Genomic DNA, 22307 nt, shown 5'->3' with positions numbered 1-22307 from the left:
TGTGGTGGGTCGCCGGCCACATGTTTTATTCACGACTCGGTCGTGGAACAGGTATGTACACTGTTTCAGTGACCCGACGGTTTGTCGCACAGCATTATCTGACCGTTCCGAACCCCGGCCCCGAAGGTGAGCTTCACTCCCATCACTTCACCGCCGAGATAACGTTCCGCGGGCCGGAACTCGGGGAGTACGGCTATCTTGTCAACATCGATGCGGTCATTGAGGCTGTCGAGGCCGTCGTCGAGACGTTTCGGGATGCGACGCTCAACGAGCTGCCGGCCTTCGAGGGACGAAATCCGAGTGCCGAACACTTCGCGCGGATCTTCGCCGGGCGACTCACCGACCGACTCACCCCGGAGCCGGCGACGGAGCTCACGGTCGCGCTTCAGGAAGACGATGTCGCAACCGTCAGCTACACCGAGTCGATATAACGAATGAGCCGGGCTCGCAGCCGAGCTGTCGTCGGGGTGCTCCTTGCCGTTTTGTTGTGTGCCAGCGGACTTCTCCCCCTGCCGATCGCCGACTCGCCGTATGAGACGACCGCGCCAGCGCCCTATCTCCATCAGGCGGTTCCCGAGACCAGCGATCGGTTTGATCGACTGACCGCCGAGTACGGCTTTGATCCGGACGATGCTGTCGACATCTCGACACTGTCGCCGTCAAGCCAACAGGCTGTCGAGCGGACGGTCGCGGGCTCGCCGGATGCCGACGGCTGGTACCGATATGAGCTACCGGTGTGTGTCGACGGCGTTCTCGTCTGCGATTCGGTGCGGGAGCCGCCGACAGCGTTTACCTACGGCACAGCCCAGCCAACGGAGATCTTCACCGTCGTCGACAGCGACGGCGAGCGGTATCTTCTCCAGACCGGCGTCCAACCGGGAGCCGATACGACGGGTGATCTGCGCGGGCAGTCGGTCGGCATCTACACATGGCTGGTCGGCCTGCTTCCGTTGGGCGTGCTTGTCGGCGCGGCCACCGTCATCGGCCATCACAGCGAGCGGCGACGGGTGGCTGACCTTGTGGTGGCAGTCGGTGGCGTCGTTCTCGCAACCGGCCTCGCGGTGCCGTATCTCGTTGTCGCCGGCGTGGTCGCCTACGACACAATCGCCTGGCCGCTGTTCGGTGGCGTGCTCGCCGCGGTCGGCGTCGCGCTCACTGGGGTCGCGTGGTTGGCTGTAGAGTATGCAGGATCAACGGGCACACCCACATAACGCTCGTCTGTGTAGCCCCACGCGGTGTTGTGCTGGCAGCAGCCGCGATTGCTGATGCTCGCGGTCGTAAAAATGGAAGAAACCCGGGTAGTTGTCTGTGGCTGTAAGCGGTGAAACCGACTTACAGGCGGGTCAGGTTCGAGGCCCGCGGGCCTTTCGGGGACTGCTCGATGTCGAACTCAACGTCCTGACCCTCCTCGAGGTCCGGGCCGCCGACGTCTTCCATGTGGAAGAACACGTCGTCGTCAGCATCGTCAGTATCGATAAAGCCGTAACCGCCAGTGTCGTTGAAGAAGTCAACCGTACCGTTTGCCATTGCAACTGCATGGAGCAGTGACACGGATATAAGGATTATGAAGCAGGGATCCGGCCTTAGTCGTCGATACAGCCGTGTAGGCGTGCCGTGACAGCAGACGACCGCTACTCGTCGGTGTCGTCGTTCGTCTCGTCGGCAGCGACAACCTCCATCACGTAGCCGGCGATGCCGGCGGCTGCCAGCCCGATCCCGAACGCGCGTGTTTGGCGGCGGTACGCCGGTTTCGCTTCCAAGACATCGGCGTTCTCGAAGTTCTTGCCGACCAGCTTTTTCGTCAGCTTTGCCGACAGCCCCGGCGCAAGCGCGGTCACGATTCCCTGTCCGATTGCCATGAGCGATCCAATCTTCCGACAGCGGTCTGTGTGCATCATATCTGTAGTTGGGTATCAACGGGAATGAGTACTGCGGCTGTTCTCCACTGGTGAGAATTCGACAGAGTGTACGGTGGCCGCTGCTGGCTCTGGTCGCTGGCTGAGTGTTAAAGCTGTACAGCCACCGACTACGTGCTGCAGACGCGGTGGAGATCCTCAAGGGAGTCGATATCCCATGTCGGCCAAACGTTGAGCTCCCAGTCGGTGCGATGGGGCCGGCGGATGAACGCCGAGTCGATGCCGGCGTTTTCCGCGGCCTTGATGTCGGATTCGTTGTCGCCGACGAACAGCGCGGAGTCAGCATCAAGATCCGCCAGCGCGCGCTCAAGATAGTGGGGATTTGGCTTCCGAAGATCAAGGCTTTCGACGGTTGCCTCTCGGCCGTAGGCCGTCTCGAAGAGCCCACCGATATCAAAATGATCAAGCAGGAAATCGACCGTCTCCTGTTGATTAGAGCTGACGATGCCGCAGGTGGCATCGAGGTCGTCTAACACGCCAAGGTCGCCGTACGGCGTCTTGCGGCCAGCGCGAGCCTCAGCCTGTTGGGCACCGGACATCGTCTTATCGCGGACGCGCCAGAAGGTCTCCGGCTGAAGGTCGTAGGCCTCACACACGTCGGCAACGCTCCGTGGGGTTGCACCGATCGTCATATCTTCGATATGATCAGGATCAGGGTCGCTCACGCCGAACTGTTCAAACGTCTCCTCGGTCGCCGAACGCAGCACATCAAACCGGGTACGGCCAACAAGGACACCGTCGTTGTCAAACACGACAGTATCATAACTCATAGCATTTGTAGCGTGGCTGTCGGCATAAGGGTTTCAGTACACCAGCCGTCAGGCTGTGCGCGCGGCCGCCCGGGTCGGGAGAAACGCGTACAACACCGCCGCGAGACCGGTGAGGGCGGCCAGCAGGTACAATGCCGCATCAAACCGGCCGCGATCCGCCAGCGCGCCGACAAGCGTCGACCCCCCAGCCCCAAGCAGGAAGAAGACGGTGCGAAGTGTTCCCCACGTCACTCCCTGTACCTGCTCGGGCAAGACGGCGATCACGTAGGCGTTCGTGATCGGTGCAACGGCGAGCCGGGAACCCAACAGCACCGACAGCAGCGCGACCGGCCAAACCCCGCCAACAGACGGTACCGCCGCCAGCAGCGGCACACCGGCAGCGGAGACACCAACCAGAAGCCATCGTTCGCCAACGCGGTCGGCTAAGGCGCCGCCACCCAGTTGTGCGATCGCTCCGCCAAGAAACACCAGCGCGAACATGCCGGCGGCGACCGTCTGACTGAACGGTTTCGCTGTGACGAGATACGTAACGTAGAACGCTGAGACGCCCTGAAACACAAATATCATCAGCGTGACGGCCGCGCCGGCAATGGCGACGCCTTTCGTACGGACGGCATCGAGTATATCGCCAGCGAGGTCACGTGGAGCGGCCGCCGGAGGGGTTGTCGATGCTGGCCGCGGCGGCACCGACCGCCACGCAAAGACGGTCACCGCAAGCAGCGGCGGTGCCAACCCCGCAACGACCAGCCGCCAGCCGGCTGTCTCGACAAATGCGCCCGCGAGAAACGGAAGGACAGCCGAGCCGATGCTGCCGGCCGCCAGCGTTGCGCCGATCGCCGCACCATCATGCTCGGGAAACGCTCGTGAGAGAGCCGTTCCACGAGCCGGGCCGTACAGGCCGGTCGCGAGTCCGAAGGCCCCACACCCGACGAGAAACGCCACAAAGACCGGCGCGAGCCCGATGACGAGCACGCTGCCCGCGGTCAGCAGTAGACTTCCGGCCAGCAGCAACCGTTCCCCGAGCCGGTCGACCAGCAGGCCAGCCGGCGACTGCATGACCGCGTACCCGCCCCAGATGATGGTGACGGCGACGCCAGCCCCAAGATCGCCGACCGCAAAGGCGGTTTTGACCTGTGGCAACACCGACGGGACGAGAAAGCGGCCACCAAGCACAAACACCCAGCCGAATGCGATCGCCAACAGCGTGCGACCACGGCCGTCACCACGAAGGTTCCTAACGGCAGTTCCGATCGCCATACACCGATTTCGACGGGGCGATATGAGGGCGTTCCGATCCCGCTACGAGCGGACGTTCTCGATGGCAGTCACAACGTCCTCGTTGGTCACCGCGCCCTCACGTTGCATCGCCGATCGGGCGGCTTCGGTGGCGACCTGCTCCATATCAGCCGCCGAGAGCCCACCGGAGGTCTCAGCGATCCGTTTGGCATCGAGATCGGACGCTCGTGGGGCCTCAAGATGGGTATCAAAGATCGCCACACGGGTTTTCGGGCCAGGGTTGCCGACCTCGATCTGCACTGAGAGGCGTCCGGAGCGCAACATCGCGGGATCGATCTGATCGCGGCGGTTTGTCGCCGCTACGATGACAACCCGCTCGTCGCCCTCGTTGATGTCGCTGACCTCCTCAAGGAACTGATTGACCGTCTGGGTCTGATCCTGATGTTGGTTCGCGCCGCCGCGTTCCGGCGTCAACGCGTCGATCTCGTCGATAAAGATGAGACAGGGTTGGTGGCGGCGGGCTTCGTCGAAAAGCGCGGCGACGTTTTGGGTGCCCTCGCCGAGCCATTTTGAGATGATATCGGCCCCCTTGATACCGACATAGTTAACACCTAACTCACCGGCCAATGCCTTTGAGAGATAGGTCTTGCCGGTGCCTGGTGGCCCATACAACAGAAACCCGTTTTCGACCGAAAGGCCGTATGTGGCGTATTTTTCGGGTTCTTTGAGCGGTTCGATCACGCGTTCGCGGAGCTCCGTTTTGACCGATTCCATGCCGGCGACAGCATCGAAGTCGATGTCAGGGGGTTCAGAGACGTACTGGGTGCTGCGACCGGCCCCTTCTGAGTCGCCGTGGGAGGCGTCGCTGTGGCCGGATTCCGACCCCTCATCACCGGTGGTGTCTTGCTCGGTCGGTGACTGCTCGTCGGCTGTGGGGTGCTCGCCGGTGGTGGGCTCCTCGGTGGCGTCGTCATCAGTGTGGGAGGTCGATTGGTCGGTCGCAGGCTGGCCGTCGCTGGCGGTGTCGGCGGTTGCTGCCGGTTGCTCGGCGAGTGAATCCGGTGACAGTCCTGGAACGCTGGCGACGAGGTGGGAGCGGTAATCCCGTCGGGCGGTGTCATCGAGAACCAGTGAGCCGCCGATTGAGGCAAGAATGAGCCCACCAGCGGCGACACCGCCGACCCCGACTGCTGGTAGCGGCGGATACTCAAGCAGGACGGCAACGGCGGTGACACCGCCGCAAACCCCAACGGCAACGACGGCGGTATAGATGATGCCAACAGCCAGCCGGCGGTTGAAGGCATCACGAACGCCGTACCCAAGCGTACTACAGAGGCCGACAGCCAGGAGCCACGCCTCAATGAGGTTCCGGATGAGCAGCCGATGGCGTGGCACGTCCTGGGTATCAGCGGTCGCCTCGCCGTTGGACTCCTGATGGCTCATTGGTTGGTGCGATGCAACGGCCGACAACGGCCGTCGGTGTACTGATATCAGATCGTTGTCGGCCGCCGACTAAAATCTCTCCCTCGGAATCGACGGCGACGACCAACGACCCACCAGCACCCACAACAGCCGGTGGGTCACAGTATGCTAACGTTCTGATATATCGGTGCGTCCCAAGGCACCGGGCAGAATCATACGAAAGAATCTGCAGCCTAACTTTCGTTAACGGGTCGAAAGAAGTTGAGATCGGAGCTGACTCCGGTCGAGATTGCGTCTTAGTATTAAATTTGATAATTGCGAGCCTATGTTTAATGCGTTCCTGATTACAGATACAGGTAACGCTGCACCTGTTCTGGGTGGGCAAAGTCACACTATGTCCGACGGGGCTCGCGGTCAGGTTGGGATCGGGACACTCATCGTCTTCATAGCGATGGTGCTGGTCGCGGCGATCGCGGCGGGCGTCCTGATCAATACCGCGGGGTTGCTGCAGGCTCAAGCCCAGGCCACCGGCGAGGAAACGACCGCTGAGGTCAGCAACGTCATCCAGATCAAACACGCCATCGGCGAGGAGACAACGAACAACGGCGACATCGACGTGCTGAATATTAGTATGCGCCTGACACCGGGCTCGGATCCGATTAATCTCAGCGACGCCTCCTACACCGTAGAGGTCAACGGCAACGCGACCGTCGTCAACGGCAACGAGGCTGTCAGCGACGGCGTTTCCTACCACTCGGTACAGGGGCTGGCTGACAACGGCACCAGCACCTTATCGGATCAATCAGATCTTATTACGACTCGGCTTAATCTGACCGCGATTCAGGGGGTGAGCCATCTTGAGGAGCGGACGAAGGTTCGTTTCATTGCGATCGCACCTGACGGTGGGACGACATACAAGGAGTTCAGAGCCCCAAACAATATTGTCAACAATGAATCGTACATCCTCTAGAAGACCCAGCAAACGCATTTGCCGAAGCAGCACGTAATCCCGGCAGATGAACCACGTTCCTGATACAGTGGTGACAGCGATCGACAGGTTCGGCGAACGGCTGTTACTCGGGGACGCAAGTGGCGTAAGCGGGACGCTCAGAGACGACCTGCAGATTGAGATCAGTCCGCCTAACGGGTCGAGTGCTATCTGTCGATACAAGACAGTTCATACGCACTCACCGCCAACGCTCAGGGATCGGGGGTCGTTTGTAACGACTATCGTTGATGCGGTCGATAGCCGACTCCAACAGTGGGGTATCGATCCGCCACCAGCATACCGCTATGTCGATACCGTCAACGACACACATCAGTACGAGGGCACTCTACAACTGCCGTGAGACGGCGGTCTCCCAACTGAGTGGGCCGCTATTGTCGACGGCAGGAGTTCGATACTCTGGTGCTCGGAGACCACTATCATCGATATGTGGATCACGAAGCATAGATTTGAATCTCAAACATGGTGGATTGAAACGGCTTCTAAATCCTAAAACTACGTTTGAGAGGTTGTACGGTCGATGTTACGAAGCGAAGCGGAGTAAATGGGGACGGAGGGATTTGAACCCCCGATCGACTGATATCTCCGGTACGCGCCTCGGAACTCCAGAGGGTCGTCATTGCGAACCGATGATCAGTCGGTCGCTCGGCATATCAGTCTGGAGTGTCGTCCCGGGCGCGTGGCCTCTGGAGTCAGTCGCCATGCCTGGCTTGGCCACGTCCCCTCGCCAACAGTTTACCCGGATCACAGTAAAGGGGTTTCGGTCGGCATCGCCAACCCACAGCCAGGGGTGACTACTCAGCCTCGCTGTCGTGCCAGCCACAGTCCTGACACTTGTAGCCGGTGACAAACGATGTGACATTTGGCATATAGCCAACCTCCAACACGTTGCCACCACAGTCCGGGCACTCGCGGTCAGCATCCTCGATCTCGGTCGCTTCCATCGGCGACTCTCCTTCGATCAACTCGGCCAGCGATTCGGCGGTGACCATGCGGCCCTCAACGACGCGATTGCTCATACCAACTCGCTAATAAGGGCGGCATCAAAGACCTGTCGTGCCGGGGACAGAGAGTGTTCATACAATCCGTTACGCGCGGGTGGCGTCTACCGAAAGCCCGCGACGCGTTCAACCACCGAACGCTTCGGGTGCCCTCGAAGCGTGCGATTCTGCTCGTGTCGCCGATAGAACTGGTAGCGATTACTGCTCGGCGACGAGTTTGCGCCCGTCGTCGCCCGCAATAACAGCGAGCCCATGCTCGTGGATGAACGTCGCTGTTCGCTCGGGGACGATCCGTTCGGCCGACACCCGGGCGCGCAGTTCTGGCACCAGTGTCCGGAGATCCCCGCCGGTTTCGACGACCGGCGAGGCACCCAAGAACTCGGTCGACAGCTCGGCGTCGGCCGCCCGATCAGCGAGGCGCTGGAGCTCGATTGCGCCGAAGACATCGGCAAAATCGATCACCTCGGTAAAGCCGGCGTAGTAGACCCGGCCCTCACTCGCTGGGCCAACAACCACATCGTTGGTGCGGAGCTTCATCGCCGCTCCGTCGATCATCGTCCGCGACAACAACGGTGCCGTCCCGCGGATGATGGCCGCCGACGCCGCCTCCTCCTCGCGGAGCAGATGCGTCACCGTATTGCCCGCCCGCGCTGAAAACGTCGAGCCAACTTGTGGCTCAAATCGCACAGCAGAGGGATCGTCAAGCGCGTCGGCAACGATGGCCCGCAGCTCGGCGACCGGCTCGGTGTCAGTCCGATGAGCATCCGGCAACTGCTCAGAGTCCGGATAGTTAACCAGCAGCTCCGCGCCCGAGCGGTCGATCGCCTGGAACGTATCGGCCAACATTGCCTCATAGAGGTCGGTTACCGCGGCGACCGACAGTGGGCTCGTCTCAGAGAGCGCGGGCAACACAAGCCCCTCACGGGGTGGCGACGCCAACACGGCGATTACGGTCATATCCACCGCTCGGGGCGGCGGCGTCTTGAACACGGTGATCCCAGACGGCTGCCGACATGCCGCTGGGCCGTGGTCGTCAGCGACTCTGTCGACCCTTCGTCTGGCGATAATCCCGCGATAACACGTTCTCGGTTAGATGCTCGATGAAGGCCTCGCTGTCGGCGTCAGTCTGCCGATCGAGTTCCAGCATCGGGACAAGCTCGAAGCCACGACCGCGAACGGTTGTCGCATGGACGTCCTCGATGTCGAAATCGTCCGGCGACTGGGTCGTGTACTCCATCGCCAACGATTCGATCACCCGCTGGCCGATGGGGACGATGATCTGTGGGTTCATCATCCGGATCTCGGCGTTGAGATACGGCTCACAGGTGTTGATTTCGGTTTCGCTTGGCTCGCGGTCTGGGTGTCGACAGCGCGTCAGATAGGTACAAAATGCGTTCTGCATGTCCGGTTCCGCGGCGTCGGGGTCGGATCGCACAAAGCCGAGTTCGCCGAGGATCCACTGGAGGCGACGGCCGGCGTCGTCGCCGGTAAACGGGATGCCTGTCGTATCGGCACCCTCGTGGGGGCGTTCAGCGATGAAGATGAACTCGCCGCCGACATCGCCGTAACCGTGAACGACGTTACTGCGTGCCTCACAGAGCCCCGGACAGTTGGTGCACTCCTCGTCCATGCCGAAGGGGTTCTCTAACTGGGGCTGGTGAACGTCCACACTGGCTTGTGGGGATCGGCGAGTAAAACACTGCGGGTAAGGCCACCGCAGTGATCAATCAGTACCTACCTCACCGCGACTGCAAGGTGGCCCACCCAACACGTTGAACGGGCGTAATCAGAGACCAAGGAGTACTGTCGCCTGATTCGCCAGCTCTGACAGCTCCTCGCTGGTCGTCACAACATAGACAACGAGGAGTTGCACCGAGTTTGTGAGCCCGTGGGCCAGCGCGACGACTGTCAGGTTTTCCGTCCACTCGTAGAGTGCTCCATAGATAACTGAGCCAACAAACAGTGCCGCGAAGGCCGCAAACACCTGTACCAGGTTGGCACCACCAGCACTGTAGGCTGTCAGATGAATCGGCACAAAGATGAAGCTCGCCAGCACGATCGCTGTTGGCCGGCGAAAGGAGTTTGTCAACCGGGTTTGGATGATCCCTCGGTAGAGCAGTTCCTCAAACGGGCCAACGATGAGGATCATAAACGGGATCAACACCAGATAGAAGCTCGGCTCGATCCCCTCGAAGTTCAGCAGGCTGTGGGACGCTGCCTGCACACCGAGTGAAAAGGAGATAATATTGACGAGGCCGATACTAAACAGCACAACAAACGGTGCAACTGCGATCACCAACACCTGGGCCAACGTCGGCTTGCGGATGCGCACAAAGGAGAACTCCTTCCCGGTTGCCCACAGATACGCGACGGCGATCCCGCCCATCGCTAAGATCTGCCCAAACACGAAGTTGATCACAAGCTCAGCCAACGGCGACAACGGCTGCTCGATCGGGAACACCATCGTCGCCGCAAGCAGCGGCAGTATCAATACGGCTGGCAGGACGATCGCACCGAACCCAAGCCCCGCAGCAAGAATGATCGCCCACAGCTTTTCCAGCAGCCGCCAGCGGGAGCGTCCGGATCCACCGTCGGCACCGCCGGAGACGATGCGGCCGTCGTCGGTAACTGATCCAACGGGGCGTCGGTCGCCCGGGTCACTGCTTGATTCGCCCATCACCACCACCCACAGCGGCTGTCACCGGCAGTTGGTCGCCGTGATGCCGACTGTCGGTGTGTTGCTCGATCGAATACAGACGACAGGCGTAGCGTCAATTCATGCGGGCGACGCCGCGTCGGCGGTCGACGACAAGCCCAAATAGTGGAGGCGAACATCATCGTTTACTCGGTTCCGGACGGCGAAAAACACTGTTGTTCAAGCGGTCGGTGCTCGTGGTAACCCGCCTGGACAACGGCGTTGACGGCGACGCCCGAACCCTTTTAGTGTCACCGGCTAACCGAGGTGTATGGCGGATTTTGATCTCGACCTCCGTGAGGCGGAGGCGCAACTCGATGACATGCCGAGCGATGAGGTGGTGTTGGGTGTGCTTGACGGTGAGACCGAAGACACCGAGTGGGTGCAGTCGATCACGCAAGGTAACGTCCTCGTGCTCTCCGTTGAGGGCGACCTCAACGAGTTGGCTGCTGGCTTCGCCCGAGAGATCAAAGACATGGGCGGAGAGCTCATGCATTTTCGAGACTTTTTGATCATCACACCGCCGGAGACCGCGATCAATACCGATCGACTCTGAGAGCACCGGGGTGTCAATCAGAACGAAGACACGGTTGCTTCGTGGTTGTTCCGCTGCAGCGTACCGGTGAGCGGGTTCAGTCGGTTCGATCTATGAGGAAGGTGATGAGACCGTGGCCGGTCGGTATTGGCGGTGGAAACCTCCCACCGGCTTACCGACGTGCCTGTGTTTATGCCGCCACAGTCATAACTCAGGGATATGCCTATGAAGAGAGATGGCCCGGCCGACCTGCAGGTAATCGACCGCTTCAATGGTGGAGCCGGTTGGGTGGCCTATCCGGATGAAACGATGCAACGAGCGAGTCACGCACTCCCAACGCCCGAGGGTGTCTGGGTGGTCGATCCCGTCGATGCCGACGGTGTCGACGACCTACTCGCTGAGGTCGGCGAGGAGGGGACAGGAGCCAGCGACGTTGCCGGCGTCGCGGTCTGTCTCGACCGTCACAAGCGTGATGCCGCCGCGGTCGCCCGCCGTCACGATGTTGATGTGTATGTGCCAACGTGGATGTCCGGCGTTGTCGACGAGATCGACGCCCCAGTGAGCCGATTTGCAGGCGAGCTCGGCGAGTCCGGTTTCGAGTCGTTTGTGATCCGGGAGTCATCACTGCCACCGTGGCAGGAGGCCGGACTCTACAATCCTGCGACCGGGACGATGGTTGTCCCTGAGTCTGTTGGGACGGTGTCGTACTTCCTCGCCGGCGACGAGCAGCTCGGGGTGCATCCTATGCTGCGGCTCACACCCCCCGACGCGCTTCGATCGCACGGGCGTCCAGAACAGCTCCGTGTCGGTCACGGCGCGGGAGTTCAGGAAAACGCTGCATCCACGATCGAGGCTGCACTCAACTCCTCACGGGCGAACACCCCCTCGCTGTACGCAAAGACACTGAAGGGGTTTCTCACCGGGTAACCCGTGGTGCTCTATGCGACAGCCGGGCTGCTCGATGTGCTCGTCGAGTTTGCGATCGACCGTGAACCACAACAGGCGAACGTCCCGCTGGCAGCAACGCCGGCCGCCGAGCTGACCGGAACTGATCATCGGCTCGCCGATGTTAATCCCGACACCCCGGTGTTGACACATTTCTATCTGCCCGACGCCGGCGGCGCGGTGAGCTCGGTCTTCGGGGTTGATCTTGGCACCCCCTCCGGCGGCGCGCAGGCCCGGTTTGTCTCACATCCAACCGGCCCGCTTGCGGTGATAAAGGAAGACGACTTGGCCGGCGCGGTTCTCGTGGCGGTGCCGCCGTGGGATGCCAAGCAAATTCGTGCCTTCGACCGTCGCGGCACAGGCGTCGAGTTGGTTGGTCTCGATGCCGAGCCACCGGTCGAAACCCTCGAGTAGCTACTCTAGATAGCCAAGATCCCGAAGCTGATCGGTGACCTCGGCGAAATCCTCCTCCGTTACTGTGCCGTCAGGCTCCTGTTGGATGACGATACTCCGCAGGAGGAATTGGACGAGATCGCTCGTCGAGGTGAAGCTGGTTCCTTCGATCGTCTCCTCAACACGGTTGCCGAGCTCTTTCGGGATCGACACCGTTGTGTAATCAGCCATACTGACTGGTGTGGGAGCGACCTGAATAAGTCCTCTGTCAACACGGCGGCAACAATACAGCTGTGGGGCTGGGCGTCCCATACCCAAATCGGAGAGCCATACGCATAAACCCACAGAGGACGGTACCCTGAATATGAGTCGAGAGCAAGCGACGACGGCCGACGGCGACACCGTCTATATCGACCGCGAGGAAACAGAACGCGGCTCCGTCGATGTCTTTCACCCGGTGTACTGTACGGCCGGGGGAACGGAGCGATGGGGCTACTACTGCAACGCCTGTGGCGGCTTCGACAATGCGATGGATACGATGGGGCGGGTCGTCTGTAACGGCTGTTCGAACATTCGCAAGCCAGATGAGTGGGACGCAGTCAACGAGTAAGCCGGGGGAACCTGTCAGGAAGGCGGCGGTGTTCAGATGAGCTGATTCCATGCGGAGCTGACTGACCTATGGCAGTTGTTGGCTGTCTCTGCTGCAGCGTACTACAGACGAACACAACAATCGAATCGGAGTGGATCTGTTAGGCTTGTGCGATCCGATGTGAACGTTACTCGGTGGTAATATCGCCGATCTCATGATCGGTTTGCTCAGTTAGCGACGACCCTCGTTCGACACTGTCAGGTGCCACGGCGCGCCACCCTCCCCGCAAAGCTGTCACTCATACTGAAACGCTGCTTTTGACGCCTGAGTACATACTATTTATGATGGCAAACGCACTATTTGTGGTTAGCGAACGCGGCTATTGGGGCGAAGAGTGTATTGAACCGCTGCTCCGGCTGGATGACGCCGGCGTTGCGGTTGACGTTGCGACGCCGACCGGCGAGCCGCCGGTTGTTGATGAGCGATCGGTTGATCCCGCCGAGGTCGGCGAAGAGGTCGCCGAACGCGTACTGGAGTGCGATGGCAATGACGAACGACTCCAGAATCCCGTCTCGATCACGGCTGTCGACGCCGACGGGTACGACGCTGTCGTCTTCCCTGGCGGCCACGGAACGATGTGGGATGTCAATACGGATCGCCACGCCCGCGATCTGCTGACCGATGCGGTCGCCGGCGACGACGGCACCGCGGTTGTTGTCTGCCACGCTGTCGGGCTGCTCGGCTTTACCCGCACCGACGACGGTGAGTATCTCGTCGACGGTCGTGATGTAACGGGCTTCCCCAACGAGTGGGAGGAGGGCATTGTCGACGACCACGACCTGATGGATGACGGCCGAAAGCTCCCCTATTGGGTCGAAGACGAGGTCATCGCCGCCGGTGGAAACTGGGATGCCGAGCTCGATGCCGATACCAGCGTCACCGTCGACGGCGACCTGATCACCGCCCGCGGGCCGGGCTCCTCCGGGGCGGCCGCTGAGACGCTTCTGGCCGAACTCGGCATCGAGGCGACAGCCTAAGCAGCAACGGCGCACACACCGGTCGCGTTCCGTTATTCCGCGTCGATCTTGAAGACGGCTTCCTCGATATTTTCGCTGCGACACTCCGGACACCGCGACGGATGGTTGATCGGATCATCGTAGCCGCTGAACCCACAGTTCACACATTCCGGTGGCGCAACGAGGAATTCCCGTTGTTCGGTGTATCGCGTTGATCTGGCGACGTGTTGGATGTCAGTATAGATCGTCGAGACCGGCGTGTCGAGTTCGTCGGCAAGGTCGCTAGCGGTTGCTGGCCCCTCACCGAGCCGGTCGGCCAGTCGTTCACGGCGCGTTGAATCGGTCATATCTCCCCTCAGATCCCTCAGTGCAAAACTCATTCGTCGGTCGTTGTGTCCGATGCTGCCAATCGCGCATCGGTGATCCGCACGCGGCCGCTGTCGCCGTTCCACTCGGTATCATATTCTAACTCGATCTGCTGATCCATATGCGGGCCGTTGGTGACGAAGGTTTCGAACTCGCCGCCTTCGCCCAGCAGATGGACGCCGTACTCCGTGTTGAGTTCGCGGAGGTCGTCGATAGCGTCGGCGTCGAGCGTCCGGCCGAGCCACGATTCATCGAGGCCGTAGGCTGCGACCTGGAGGATCGTGATCTCGAAGCCTGCATCCAGCATCTCGGCGGCGAGTGCCTCGGGATCGCGCTGCCACAGTGGCGCAAAGAGGTCGATGCCGAGGCGGTCGCACATGCCCTGGATCCGGGTGGTCTGGAACTCACTTTCGATGGCACCCGCGGTGACGCCAGCGAGGTCGATCTCGTCGGCGAGCGCTGTCAGGGCTGCTTCGAGCGGTTCGAGTTCGGCGTCGCCCTGCGCGGCCGAGTCAGTCGCCTCGCTGGCGTCAAGATCGCCAGGATCAATTTCGATGAGGTCGACACCGATGCTCTCGGCGGCGAGAGTGGCAAGCTGTGTCTCAGGGACATGATACATATACGAGTCCTCGGAGGGGTGGACGGTCAGCAGTCGCGTCACGTCGTGGCCCGCCGCAAGTGCCCGATAGAGCGCCCACGAGGAATCCTTGCCGCCGGAGAAAAGACTCACCCAGTCGTCTGTCATACAAGACCCCAAACCCGGAGGCGTAATACCGCCTTTGGTCGGCTACAGGATGATCGACTTCTTGCGGAGCATCTGCTCGATGGTGGCGTGAATCCCCTCGCGGTTGATTCCGGAGCCATCGTTGCCACCGAACGGAATATCACCGAGACCGTGCGAGGGCGCGCCGTTGATCCGAACCCCACCGGCGTCGACGGCCTCGGCGACCCGCATCGCCCGGTCGTGGTCGGTGGTGAACACCGAGGCATCTAATGCGAGAGTCCCGGCGTTAGCGAGGTCGATCGCCTCGGGTTCGTTCTTGAAGCTGGTGACCGCGGCAACAGGGCCGAACTGCTCTTCGTGAATGATCCGGGCGTCATGGGGCACGTCCGCAAGCAGCGTCGGCTCGTAGAACGCGCCGTCGCGGTCGCCGCCGGCGATCAGTTCCGCACCGGCGTCGACTGCGTCGTCAACGAGTTCCTCGACTGTTTGTGCCTGGGCAGCATCGATAAGCGGCCCGAAGTCGGTCTCCTCGTCGAAGAGGTCGCCGACGACCCAGGAATCCATCGTCAGCCGCAGCTGTTCGATCATCTCGTCGTGGATCGACTCGTGGGCCAAGACCCGAGAGACCGCCGAACACCGCTGGCCGCCGAACTTGAACGAGCCGGCTGCACAGGCACCCGCCGCGTCGGCGAGGGTCGCATCAGGGAACACGATCGCCGGGGCGTTGCCGCCGAGTTCCATCACGAGATTGACCATGCCGGACTCGCGGGCGACGTGCTGGCCAGCAGCCGAGGAACCGGTCATCGCGATGGTATCGATCCGGTCGTCGCCGGCCAGCGTATCACCGATCTCACTACCTCGGCCGGGCACAAAGTTGATCGCACCATCGGGCAGGTCGACGGCCGAGGTGATCACATCGGTCAGTATCGCCGCGGTCAACGGGGTCTTTGAGGAGGGTTTGAGAACGACCGTGTTGCCGGCCGCCAACGCCGGGGCGACCTGCAGGACGGTCGTCTGGAGCGGATAGTTGTACGGTGAGATACACAGCACCGTCCCCATCGGCTCGGGTTTGACGATGGCCGTCCACTCCTCGTGGCCGGCGGTCGCCCCCTCTCGGTACTCGCCGTGGTTTGTCGCCAGATCACGAGCCTCGGCGGCCGCAAACCGAAACCGTTCGGCGGCCGCCGCCGGCGCGCCCCGGGCCGACGAGATCGGCTTGCCGGCCTCTCGAACGATCGTGTCGGTGAACGTCTCAGCCCGAGCCTCGACAGCGTCAGCGATCGTTTCAAGCCACCGTGCGCGTTCGACAGCGGTCGTCTCTGCCATCGCTGGCTGGGCCGCAGCGGCTGCCGCCAGCGCGTCATCGGCTTGGTGCTGTGAGGCTGCCGCAATCCGACCGGCGGTGCCATCAGTTGCGAGATCAGAGACCACAATCGTCTCGCCGCCCTCCTGCCACGCTCCGTCGATATAGAGTTTTTCTGTCTGTGTCGACTCGGAATCTGACATTCAATCAATTTGATCGAGCTCAGAAAAAAGGATTGTGCTGCCCACTAGTTTGACCGCTACCCTGTCCGGAGACGATCGCTTTGCCGTCGCTCACATATCGTGGTCGCTGAGCCGTTACATATAGCCGAGATCGCGCAGTCGCTCCATGAGGTCTTCCTTATCCTGTGCGCGACCAGCGCGTTCGGTCGTGTTGTCGAGATCCTGTAGCCATGCGGGCTCGTCGGTCGTCTTTTCGGTACTCACTTCGCTGCCGAGACTCCGGAAGCCGGCGAAGTACTTCGGCGAAATTGGCACGTCGTCTTGCTCGACGCCGTCCGGCAGGTCGTCTGCGGACTCCGGCACGTAGCCGTCGTCGGGGAACGCCTCAACGGTGTCCGGCACAACGTAGTTCCAGAACACACCCCACACGTCGCTCTCGTCGAACTGGAGAATCGGCTGAATACGGTCGTGTGGCGGGTAGATGTCCGGATCGTGGCGCGCGCTGAAGAACGTCTCGTCGGCGCGGGCCTCCTGTTCGTCCCAGCGGACGCCGGAGATGACGCCGTCGATGCCGTGTTCCTCAAGCGCGTCGTTGAGCGCGACGGTTTTCAGCAGGTGGTTGCCGACGTAGGTGTCCAACAGGAACGGGAAGGTGTCGTCCTCGTATTCGAGGATCTCTCGTACGTGGTGTTGGTTGTGCTCAGAGAGTGCCGAGACGGGGATGTCGTCGCCGGGTTCAAGCCCGTTTTCGTCGACGTACTCGCCCACATCTTCGTTGCGGGCGTAAACGAGATTGATACCCCACTCCTCGGCCCAGCGTTCGGTGAAGTCAGTGATCTCATCGAAGTGCTGGTAGTGGTCGATGAAAACCGCCGTTGGCTTGTCGTAGCCGTACTTTTCGGCAACCTGATTGATGAAATACAGCGTCAGCGTCGAGTCCTTGCCGCCAGTCCACATGACTGCCGGATTCTCGTACTGTTCGAGGCCGGCCTGCGTGACCTCGATGGCCTTCTCGATCTTATCTGGCAACTGCGGATAGTCGGCTGGATCTTCGCCCTCGCCGTCGGTGTAATCGACATCGAGGTGCTCTGGGAAATCTGCTGACATCGTGTAATGACATCTAATTAGGCGGAATAAATGTCTTATGACAGCCGATTTCGGTGTCAGTGGTTACTGCTTCCAGCAAAAATTGCTGCAACAGCGTCACAGCACTCAGAGTGGGTCGCATCGGCCTCTGCAGTTGCGGAGGAGTCGCTACGACCGCGCTAGCATCGGAATCCGATCAGTCAAACAGTCCGGCGACATCGTCTCGTTTTGCCTGCCGTCGCTCGACGTTCTGTCGAAGCCGATCGTAGACAATGCCGCGGTGTCCGCGGTCGTCGACAAACGAGGTCAGCAGCCTGATAAACTGCGCCTGTGAGCCGGTGGTCTCCTCTCGTGCGTAGTCGATAGCAGTCTTGACGATCGCCGTATCGTATTCTTCGTCCTCCGCGGCAACAACGCTGGCGGCAGTCGTGATCCCCTCGATTTCGAGGTTGGCTGCGGTCAGCTTTCGACCTTGGTAGCGCAGTGGCGGACTCGGTTCGCGCTCGATCCGTTCTGGGTCGGCTTCGAGCTGTTTGAGGGCTGCCACCACGCTGTCGACATCGATACCGCAGTACTGCGTTGGCACCGCGGTGAGATACGACTGGGCTCGTTCGGCGAGGCCAACCGCGCCGTCCCAGTTGCGCTGGCGAGCGTGATAGATGGCTGCGGTGAACTGAATCAGCCCCTGGAGAAGCTGTTTGTCGTCGCCGGCAGGCAGCTCCAGCCACGTCGCCTCCCATGGCTCGTGGGCGGCATGGTAGTCGCCGGCGGTGTAGAGGGCGATACCGGCTGTCAGGGCGTCATCCATACAGGCGTTTGTGACGGGCGATACAAACCCTTGCCGTCCAGCCGCCGACCGAAAAGTGACAAGATTTTTTGGGTGTTGTGTGGGTGTTCAGGTATGACTGAGGCTGCGAAGACGATCCTTGTCGTCGACGACGAGGCCGATCTCGCGGAGTCGTACGCCCTTCGGCTTGAGGATCACTATGAGACGAAGATCGCAACCAGCGGCGGCGAAGCGCTGACCAAACTCGGCCCGGATATCGATCTGGTGTTGCTGGATCGCCGGATGCCGGGGATGGCCGGCGATGACGTGATCAAGCGGATCGACGACTGGGAGCTTGAGTTTCAGGTTCTTCTTGTGTCGGCGATCGACCCCGATACGGATCTCGTTGATCTCCCGTTCGATGGCTATCTCACGAAATCCGTCTCGAAGGACGAACTGCTGGATGCCGTCGAACGGGTGTTTCTCAAACAACGATACGAGGAGCTTATCGCCGAATACAACGCGGCCGCAGAGACCTACGATGTCTTACGGGAGGCGTACTCCCGGTCTGAGCTTGCGGACAACGAGGCGTTCGCCGAGCTTGAAAACCACATGGCGACGCTGGAAGCCGAGTTCGACGAGACGGTCGAAAAACTCGACGACAGCAGCGTCACCACGCTTCTTGAGTAGTCATCAGACGGCCTGAAACACGGAGCCAAAGCATACTTACCCGCCGCCGGGCGATATAGCCACAATGAGTACGGACGCCGAGGGGCAAGCCGGTGACGACCGGCAGAAATACGAGTTTAAGAAGGTTATCGAAGAACTCCAGGAGTTCGAAGGCTCCGGCACCCAGCTCGTCACGATCTACATCCCCGACGACAAGCAGATCTCTTCGGTTGTCGAACACGTTATTCAGGAACACTCCGAGGCCTCGAACATCAAGTCCAAACAGACACGGACGAACGTCCAAGACGCCCTCACCTCGATCAAGGATCGACTGCGCTATTACGACACCTACCCACCCGAAAACGGGATCGTCATCTTCTCCGGGGCGGTCGACTCCGGCGGCGGCCAAACCGAGATGGTCACTCGTGTGTTGGAGTCGCCGTCGGAACCGATCCAGTCGTTCCGGTATCACTGCGATTCTGATTTTCTGACCGAGCCGCTGGAAAACATGCTGCTCGACAAGGGGTTGTTTGGCCTGATCGTCCTCGACCGCCGGGAGGCCAACGTCGGCTGGCTGAAGGGTAAACGCGTCGAGCCGGTGAAATCCGCCTCCTCGCTGGTGCCCGGCAAGCAGCGAAAGGGTGGGCAGTCAGCTCAGCGGTTCGCCCGTCTGCGGCTGGAAGCGATCGATAACTTCTATCAGGAGATCGCCGAGATGGCCGACGAGCTAATGGTGCCGAAACGGCACGATCTTGACGGCATCCTCATCGGTGGGCCCTCGCCGACGAAAGATGAGTTCGTCGACGGCGACTACCTGCACCACGAACTCCAGGATATGGTGTTAGGCAAATTCGATGTCGCCTACACCGACGAATCCGGCCTTCACGACCTTGTTGACGCCGGCAGCGACGTACTGGCCGATCAGGAGGTCGTCAAAGACAAAAACCAGATGGAGGAGTTTTTCGAGAACCTCCACGACGGCGACGAGGCAACCTACGGTTTCGAGCCGACTCGCCGAAACCTCGTGATGGGCTCGGTCGACCGGCTGCTCATCTCCGAGGATCTGCGACAGGATGTGGTTGTCTACGACTGTGACGGCACCGAGGAGTACGAGCTCGTCGGCCGCCGGCAGGAGACACCAGCACACAAGTGCGACGACGGCACAGATGCAGCGGTCGTCGAGCGTGAAGATGCCATCGACCATCTTATCGGGATCGCCGAGCAGCGCGGTACCGAGGTCAAATTCATCTCAAGTGACTTCGAAAAAGGCGAACAGCTCTACAACGCCTTCGGTGGGATCGCTGGCATCCTGCGGTACTCGACTGGCGTCTAACTACGCTGTACTCGTTGGTTCCACAATACTCTCGTTGCCCCCAGAGCTGTGGTTCTCGTCGCCTTCGAAGAATTTGCCACGGTAGAACGTCGCCAACGCCATGTCGAAGTCGCTGAACCGGAGGAGGTCGTCCTCGTCGTACCCGTCAAACGACTCGGTAAACGCGATAGCAGCTTCACGAGTCGCAAACGGCATCGGATTCTTCATCATCACATCAGCAACGTGATCAGGGTTCGTCACCCGCACAAAGAACGCCTTGCTCGCCCGAATGAAGGATTCCGTCCCGTATTCGGTCACCCACGCTGTGTCGATCGGGGCATCCGGCCCACCAAACCGCGGTGGCTCGGCGACATAGGCTGCCAGACAGCCCGGCGAGCAGCAGTAGGCGTCGTTGCCGGTATCGTGGGTGAGTTGGGTGTTCCACGCCGGGTAGTCGGCGGCGACCATGTTACAGACCTCACAGTTCGCATCTGCCGGGATCGCTGCTGGTTGCGTGGTTGTCTCGTCGTCGGGTGCGTCGTCGGTTGTGTTGCCGTCGGCCGCTGAGTCGGGTTTTCCGATACACCCTGCAATCCCAAGCATCGCGCCGGTTGCGGCTGTTCGAAGCACTGTGCGTCTATCCGTACGACCGGATCGTGGCATGGTCAACGGTTCGGCCGACGACTCGTTAATTACTATGGTGTGTTACTCGAAAAAAGATAGCTGACTGCTTCGTATCGAGTACGCACACCGGAACGCCCGATCACAAGTAGTCGCCGGTGTGCCGCCATCGGTGCCGATTCAGTACATCAGTGTGACACGCTGGCATGACACAGTCAGCCAATCCACCCTATCCAAACCGCGACGACGACAGGGTCGGCCACGATGCCGTCTCCCATCGCCACCTGCTGACCAGCGGGGCCACCGCAGGCGCGGTCGCTACCGCTGGCTGTGCCGGCGATGGCGACAGCGAGGCCAACGATGACACGCAATCTCAGGCCACAGAGCGATCGACCGTCTTCGTGTTCAACACCGGCGACGGGACGGTAAGCCTGATCGATCCCGCGAGCAACGAGGTCGTCGGCTCCGGAGCGATCGGGCTCTCCTCGTCGTTTCCGTCGAACCAGTACACGCCTGACCTGACCGACGGATCCGAGGGCGTGCTGTGGCTCAACGTTGAGCACGGGGTGGGCGCGCTCACCGCTGGAACACTGGATGAGGTCGCTCACGTCGACACCGGTTCGAGCGCAAACTGGCAGGAGCAGACCCCCGACGGCGACTACCTTGTCGTCAGCGCGCGGGAGCCGAGCCGTATGAACTATCGGATCGACGCCGACCGGTGGTCAACAACCGTCGGTGAGGTGGTAGGCATCGACCACGCGGCGGGCGAGATCATCGAGCGGATCGATATGGGCTCAAGCCCCTACGGGACGACCGCTGGGACGGTACGGCCCACAACCGATTCGACATCGACGATGGGGGTCACCCTCGCACGCCTCGGGCTTGCGGCGTCGACGGCAGAGACAACCTACTGTATCGGGAACTGTGCGTGCGGGCACACGCTGGAGGCCGATCAGTGACGACCACCGTGCGTGGAATCACAGTCAGCAGTCGGAACTGACTGAACGCGTAGTTTGGCAGTCGAATGACTACGCCGTGAGCGGGTTCGCGGATCGATTTTTGTTCGCCGGCTGGCCACGAGAAATCCGTCTGGCGTGGGGTTTGTGATACGATGTCATCCTCGCCTGTTGATTTGCCGTTGTTTTGACCATTGATTTTAATACATACGAGAAATAACCTATAGATGCCTATCTGGTGTCTCGGTTATCAGTGTTGAACATGGAACGCCTGATCCCGATGCCAGATGGCGACCCCTGACCTTCGTTTCGTCGGGGGAGTTTCTACGGGGGTTGCGGGGGATCGCACAGTCGCCTCTGCTGTTTTTATCTGTTGCAGTCGTTTTTAAATCTGATAATTTAGAACATAGTTTTAATGCTATCATCCCGTTTATTCGGGATACAGCCTGTGAAAGTGGCCTACGGACACAGGCTTGCGATGTTCAGCACTGAGAACCGAGACACCATCCGTCGGTGCCCCTGATGCCACTCTGCGGCCGGGCGTCGTCCTGCCGTAGCAGGATGGCTGCCGGCGGCTCTTTATCATCTGTAGTTTGAGGAATAGCTATTATCGGTACGGATCTATGCTGATTCCGTTGCCTGAGCGGTGTAAAACTGTTTTCGCGTTTTTAGGAGTACCAGTATCATAACTCAGGGACGTAGCCGCGTTGCTGTTCAACCGGTTCGAACACGCATTTATACATCCGTTCGTCCAACTCGTCAGATTTGCCGGTAGAAGAGTTTACAGAATTAGTCTCT

General features: G+C 60.7%; 28 protein-coding genes and 1 tRNA gene. 12 read left to right on the top strand and 17 right to left on the bottom strand.

From position 1 onward, the window contains the following. Positions 1–53 precede the first annotated feature (53 nt). Entirely contained in the window at positions 54–431 is a 378-nt protein-coding gene (locus DP106_RS06500; protein WP_120084291.1) for a 6-pyruvoyl trahydropterin synthase family protein, read from the top strand. Between the two features lie 3 nt (positions 432–434). Beyond that, positions 435–1211, top strand: a complete 777-nt coding sequence (locus tag DP106_RS06495; RefSeq protein ID WP_120084184.1) for a hypothetical protein — start codon at positions 435–437, stop codon at positions 1209–1211. A gap of 121 nt (positions 1212–1332) precedes the next feature. Here the strand turns inward: DP106_RS06495 and DP106_RS06490 are convergent, their stop codons facing one another. The 5 genes from DP106_RS06490 to DP106_RS06470 all read right to left on the bottom strand — a co-directional run bounded on the left by DP106_RS06490 (position 1333) and on the right by DP106_RS06470 (position 5365). Beyond that, the gene (locus DP106_RS06490) at positions 1333–1527 is read right to left on the bottom strand and encodes a cold-shock protein (protein ID WP_021040194.1); all 195 of its coding nucleotides are present in this window, start codon (positions 1525–1527) and stop codon (positions 1333–1335) included. 104 nt (positions 1528–1631) lie between these two features. Continuing rightward, positions 1632–1898 (bottom strand): hypothetical protein, encoded by a 267-nt coding sequence (locus tag DP106_RS06485; RefSeq protein ID WP_120084183.1) that lies wholly within the window; start codon positions 1896–1898, stop codon positions 1632–1634. A 128-nt stretch (positions 1899–2026) separates the two neighbouring features. Then, positions 2027–2686 (bottom strand): HAD family hydrolase, encoded by a 660-nt coding sequence (locus tag DP106_RS06480; protein ID WP_120084182.1) that lies wholly within the window; start codon positions 2684–2686, stop codon positions 2027–2029. Positions 2687–2734: 48 nt separating this feature from the next. Then, complete coding sequence (locus DP106_RS06475; RefSeq protein WP_120084180.1) at positions 2735–3943, bottom strand: MFS transporter; 1209 nt, start codon at positions 3941–3943, stop codon at positions 2735–2737. 42 nt (positions 3944–3985) lie between these two features. Beyond that, positions 3986–5365 (bottom strand): ATP-binding protein, encoded by a 1380-nt coding sequence (locus DP106_RS06470; protein WP_120084178.1) that lies wholly within the window; start codon positions 5363–5365, stop codon positions 3986–3988. A 373-nt stretch (positions 5366–5738) separates the two neighbouring features. On the opposite strand from DP106_RS06470, the gene DP106_RS06465 reads away from it, so the two are divergent. Continuing rightward, positions 5739–6314 carry an archaellin/type IV pilin N-terminal domain-containing protein gene (locus DP106_RS06465; protein WP_120084176.1) on the top strand — a complete coding sequence of 192 codons (576 nt, stop codon included), beginning with the start codon at positions 5739–5741 and terminating at the stop codon, positions 6312–6314. A 46-nt stretch (positions 6315–6360) separates the two neighbouring features. Continuing rightward, on the top strand, positions 6361–6693 hold the full coding sequence (locus DP106_RS06460) for a hypothetical protein (protein WP_120084175.1): 333 nt from the start codon (positions 6361–6363) through the stop codon (positions 6691–6693). Positions 6694–6895: 202 nt separating this feature from the next. On the opposite strand, the gene DP106_RS06455 is transcribed toward DP106_RS06460, so the two are convergent. From DP106_RS06455 to DP106_RS06435, 5 genes are all read right to left on the bottom strand, one after another. Continuing rightward, positions 6896–7074, bottom strand: a tRNA-Trp gene (locus DP106_RS06455). A gap of 70 nt (positions 7075–7144) precedes the next feature. Then, complete coding sequence (locus DP106_RS06450) at positions 7145–7369, bottom strand: DUF5795 family protein (RefSeq protein WP_120084174.1); 225 nt, start codon at positions 7367–7369, stop codon at positions 7145–7147. Positions 7370–7549: 180 nt separating this feature from the next. Continuing rightward, positions 7550–8308: a DUF2064 domain-containing protein gene (locus tag DP106_RS06445; RefSeq protein ID WP_120084173.1), complete on the bottom strand. Its 759-nt coding sequence runs from the start codon at positions 8306–8308 to the stop codon at positions 7550–7552. A gap of 76 nt (positions 8309–8384) precedes the next feature. Beyond that, positions 8385–9020, bottom strand: coding sequence for a uracil-DNA glycosylase (locus DP106_RS06440; RefSeq protein ID WP_120084171.1), 636 nt, complete (start codon positions 9018–9020; stop codon positions 8385–8387). A 117-nt stretch (positions 9021–9137) separates the two neighbouring features. Beyond that, the gene (locus DP106_RS06435) at positions 9138–10028 is read right to left on the bottom strand and encodes a CPBP family intramembrane glutamic endopeptidase (RefSeq protein WP_120084170.1); all 891 of its coding nucleotides are present in this window, start codon (positions 10026–10028) and stop codon (positions 9138–9140) included. A gap of 289 nt (positions 10029–10317) precedes the next feature. Between DP106_RS06435 and DP106_RS06430 the strand changes: the two genes are divergently transcribed. The 3 genes from DP106_RS06430 (at position 10318) to DP106_RS06420 (ending at position 11940) form a co-directional block, all read left to right on the top strand. Then, positions 10318–10602 carry a DUF5779 family protein gene (locus tag DP106_RS06430; RefSeq protein ID WP_120084169.1) on the top strand — a complete coding sequence of 95 codons (285 nt, stop codon included), beginning with the start codon at positions 10318–10320 and terminating at the stop codon, positions 10600–10602. A gap of 198 nt (positions 10603–10800) precedes the next feature. After that, positions 10801–11508, top strand: coding sequence for a hypothetical protein (locus tag DP106_RS06425; RefSeq protein ID WP_165857835.1), 708 nt, complete (start codon positions 10801–10803; stop codon positions 11506–11508). Positions 11509–11514: 6 nt separating this feature from the next. Next, positions 11515–11940: a hypothetical protein gene (locus DP106_RS06420; protein WP_120084289.1), complete on the top strand. Its 426-nt coding sequence runs from the start codon at positions 11515–11517 to the stop codon at positions 11938–11940. Here DP106_RS06420 and DP106_RS06415 read toward each other — a convergent pair whose 3' ends face one another. Further along, the gene (locus DP106_RS06415) at positions 11941–12150 is read right to left on the bottom strand and encodes a ribbon-helix-helix domain-containing protein (protein WP_120084166.1); all 210 of its coding nucleotides are present in this window, start codon (positions 12148–12150) and stop codon (positions 11941–11943) included. Between the two features lie 133 nt (positions 12151–12283). On the opposite strand from DP106_RS06415, the gene DP106_RS06410 reads away from it, so the two are divergent. Together DP106_RS06410 and DP106_RS06405 are read left to right on the top strand one after the other, a co-directional pair. Continuing rightward, on the top strand, positions 12284–12529 hold the full coding sequence (locus tag DP106_RS06410; protein ID WP_120084164.1) for a DUF5816 domain-containing protein: 246 nt from the start codon (positions 12284–12286) through the stop codon (positions 12527–12529). A 323-nt stretch (positions 12530–12852) separates the two neighbouring features. Continuing rightward, positions 12853–13545, top strand: coding sequence for a type 1 glutamine amidotransferase domain-containing protein (locus DP106_RS06405; RefSeq protein ID WP_120084163.1), 693 nt, complete (start codon positions 12853–12855; stop codon positions 13543–13545). 32 nt (positions 13546–13577) lie between these two features. Here DP106_RS06405 and DP106_RS06400 read toward each other — a convergent pair whose 3' ends face one another. The 5 genes from DP106_RS06400 to DP106_RS06380 all read right to left on the bottom strand — a co-directional run bounded on the left by DP106_RS06400 (position 13578) and on the right by DP106_RS06380 (position 17993). Further along, on the bottom strand, positions 13578–13871 hold the full coding sequence (locus DP106_RS06400) for a transcriptional regulator (protein WP_120084162.1): 294 nt from the start codon (positions 13869–13871) through the stop codon (positions 13578–13580). 29 nt (positions 13872–13900) lie between these two features. Beyond that, on the bottom strand, positions 13901–14635 hold the full coding sequence (locus DP106_RS06395; RefSeq protein WP_120084160.1) for a diphthine--ammonia ligase: 735 nt from the start codon (positions 14633–14635) through the stop codon (positions 13901–13903). 42 nt (positions 14636–14677) lie between these two features. Next, positions 14678–16120, bottom strand: coding sequence for an aldehyde dehydrogenase family protein (locus tag DP106_RS06390; RefSeq protein ID WP_120084158.1), 1443 nt, complete (start codon positions 16118–16120; stop codon positions 14678–14680). 114 nt (positions 16121–16234) lie between these two features. Then, complete coding sequence (locus DP106_RS06385; RefSeq protein ID WP_120084157.1) at positions 16235–17206, bottom strand: phosphoadenosine phosphosulfate reductase family protein; 972 nt, start codon at positions 17204–17206, stop codon at positions 16235–16237. 175 nt (positions 17207–17381) lie between these two features. Beyond that, positions 17382–17993, bottom strand: coding sequence for a DUF309 domain-containing protein (locus tag DP106_RS06380; protein WP_120084288.1), 612 nt, complete (start codon positions 17991–17993; stop codon positions 17382–17384). Between the two features lie 93 nt (positions 17994–18086). Here DP106_RS06380 and DP106_RS06375 point away from each other — a divergent pair, with 93 nt between their 5' ends. Both DP106_RS06375 and prf1 read left to right on the top strand, forming a co-directional pair. Further along, positions 18087–18641 (top strand): response regulator, encoded by a 555-nt coding sequence (locus DP106_RS06375; RefSeq protein WP_165857834.1) that lies wholly within the window; start codon positions 18087–18089, stop codon positions 18639–18641. Positions 18642–18705: 64 nt separating this feature from the next. Then, positions 18706–19953, top strand: coding sequence for a peptide chain release factor aRF-1 (gene prf1 / locus DP106_RS06370; RefSeq protein ID WP_120084154.1), 1248 nt, complete (start codon positions 18706–18708; stop codon positions 19951–19953). Here the strand turns inward: prf1 and DP106_RS06365 are convergent, their stop codons facing one another. Then, positions 19954–20562 (bottom strand): nitrous oxide reductase accessory protein NosL, encoded by a 609-nt coding sequence (locus tag DP106_RS06365; RefSeq protein ID WP_205738894.1) that lies wholly within the window; start codon positions 20560–20562, stop codon positions 19954–19956. It abuts the gene before it with no gap. Positions 20563–20759: 197 nt separating this feature from the next. On the opposite strand from DP106_RS06365, the gene DP106_RS06360 reads away from it, so the two are divergent. Further along, a complete protein-coding gene (locus DP106_RS06360; protein ID WP_240625337.1) occupies positions 20760–21512 on the top strand; it encodes a YncE family protein in 753 nt (250 codons plus the stop codon). Positions 21513–22307: the final 795 nt, after the last annotated feature.

The organism is Halonotius pteroides (genome assembly GCF_003605635.1).
In the GTDB taxonomy this organism is placed as follows: Archaea; Halobacteriota; Halobacteria; order Halobacteriales; family Haloferacaceae; genus Halonotius; species Halonotius pteroides.
Note: the sequence above shows the minus strand (reverse complement) of the source record. Positions and strands in the feature narration are given on the sequence as shown.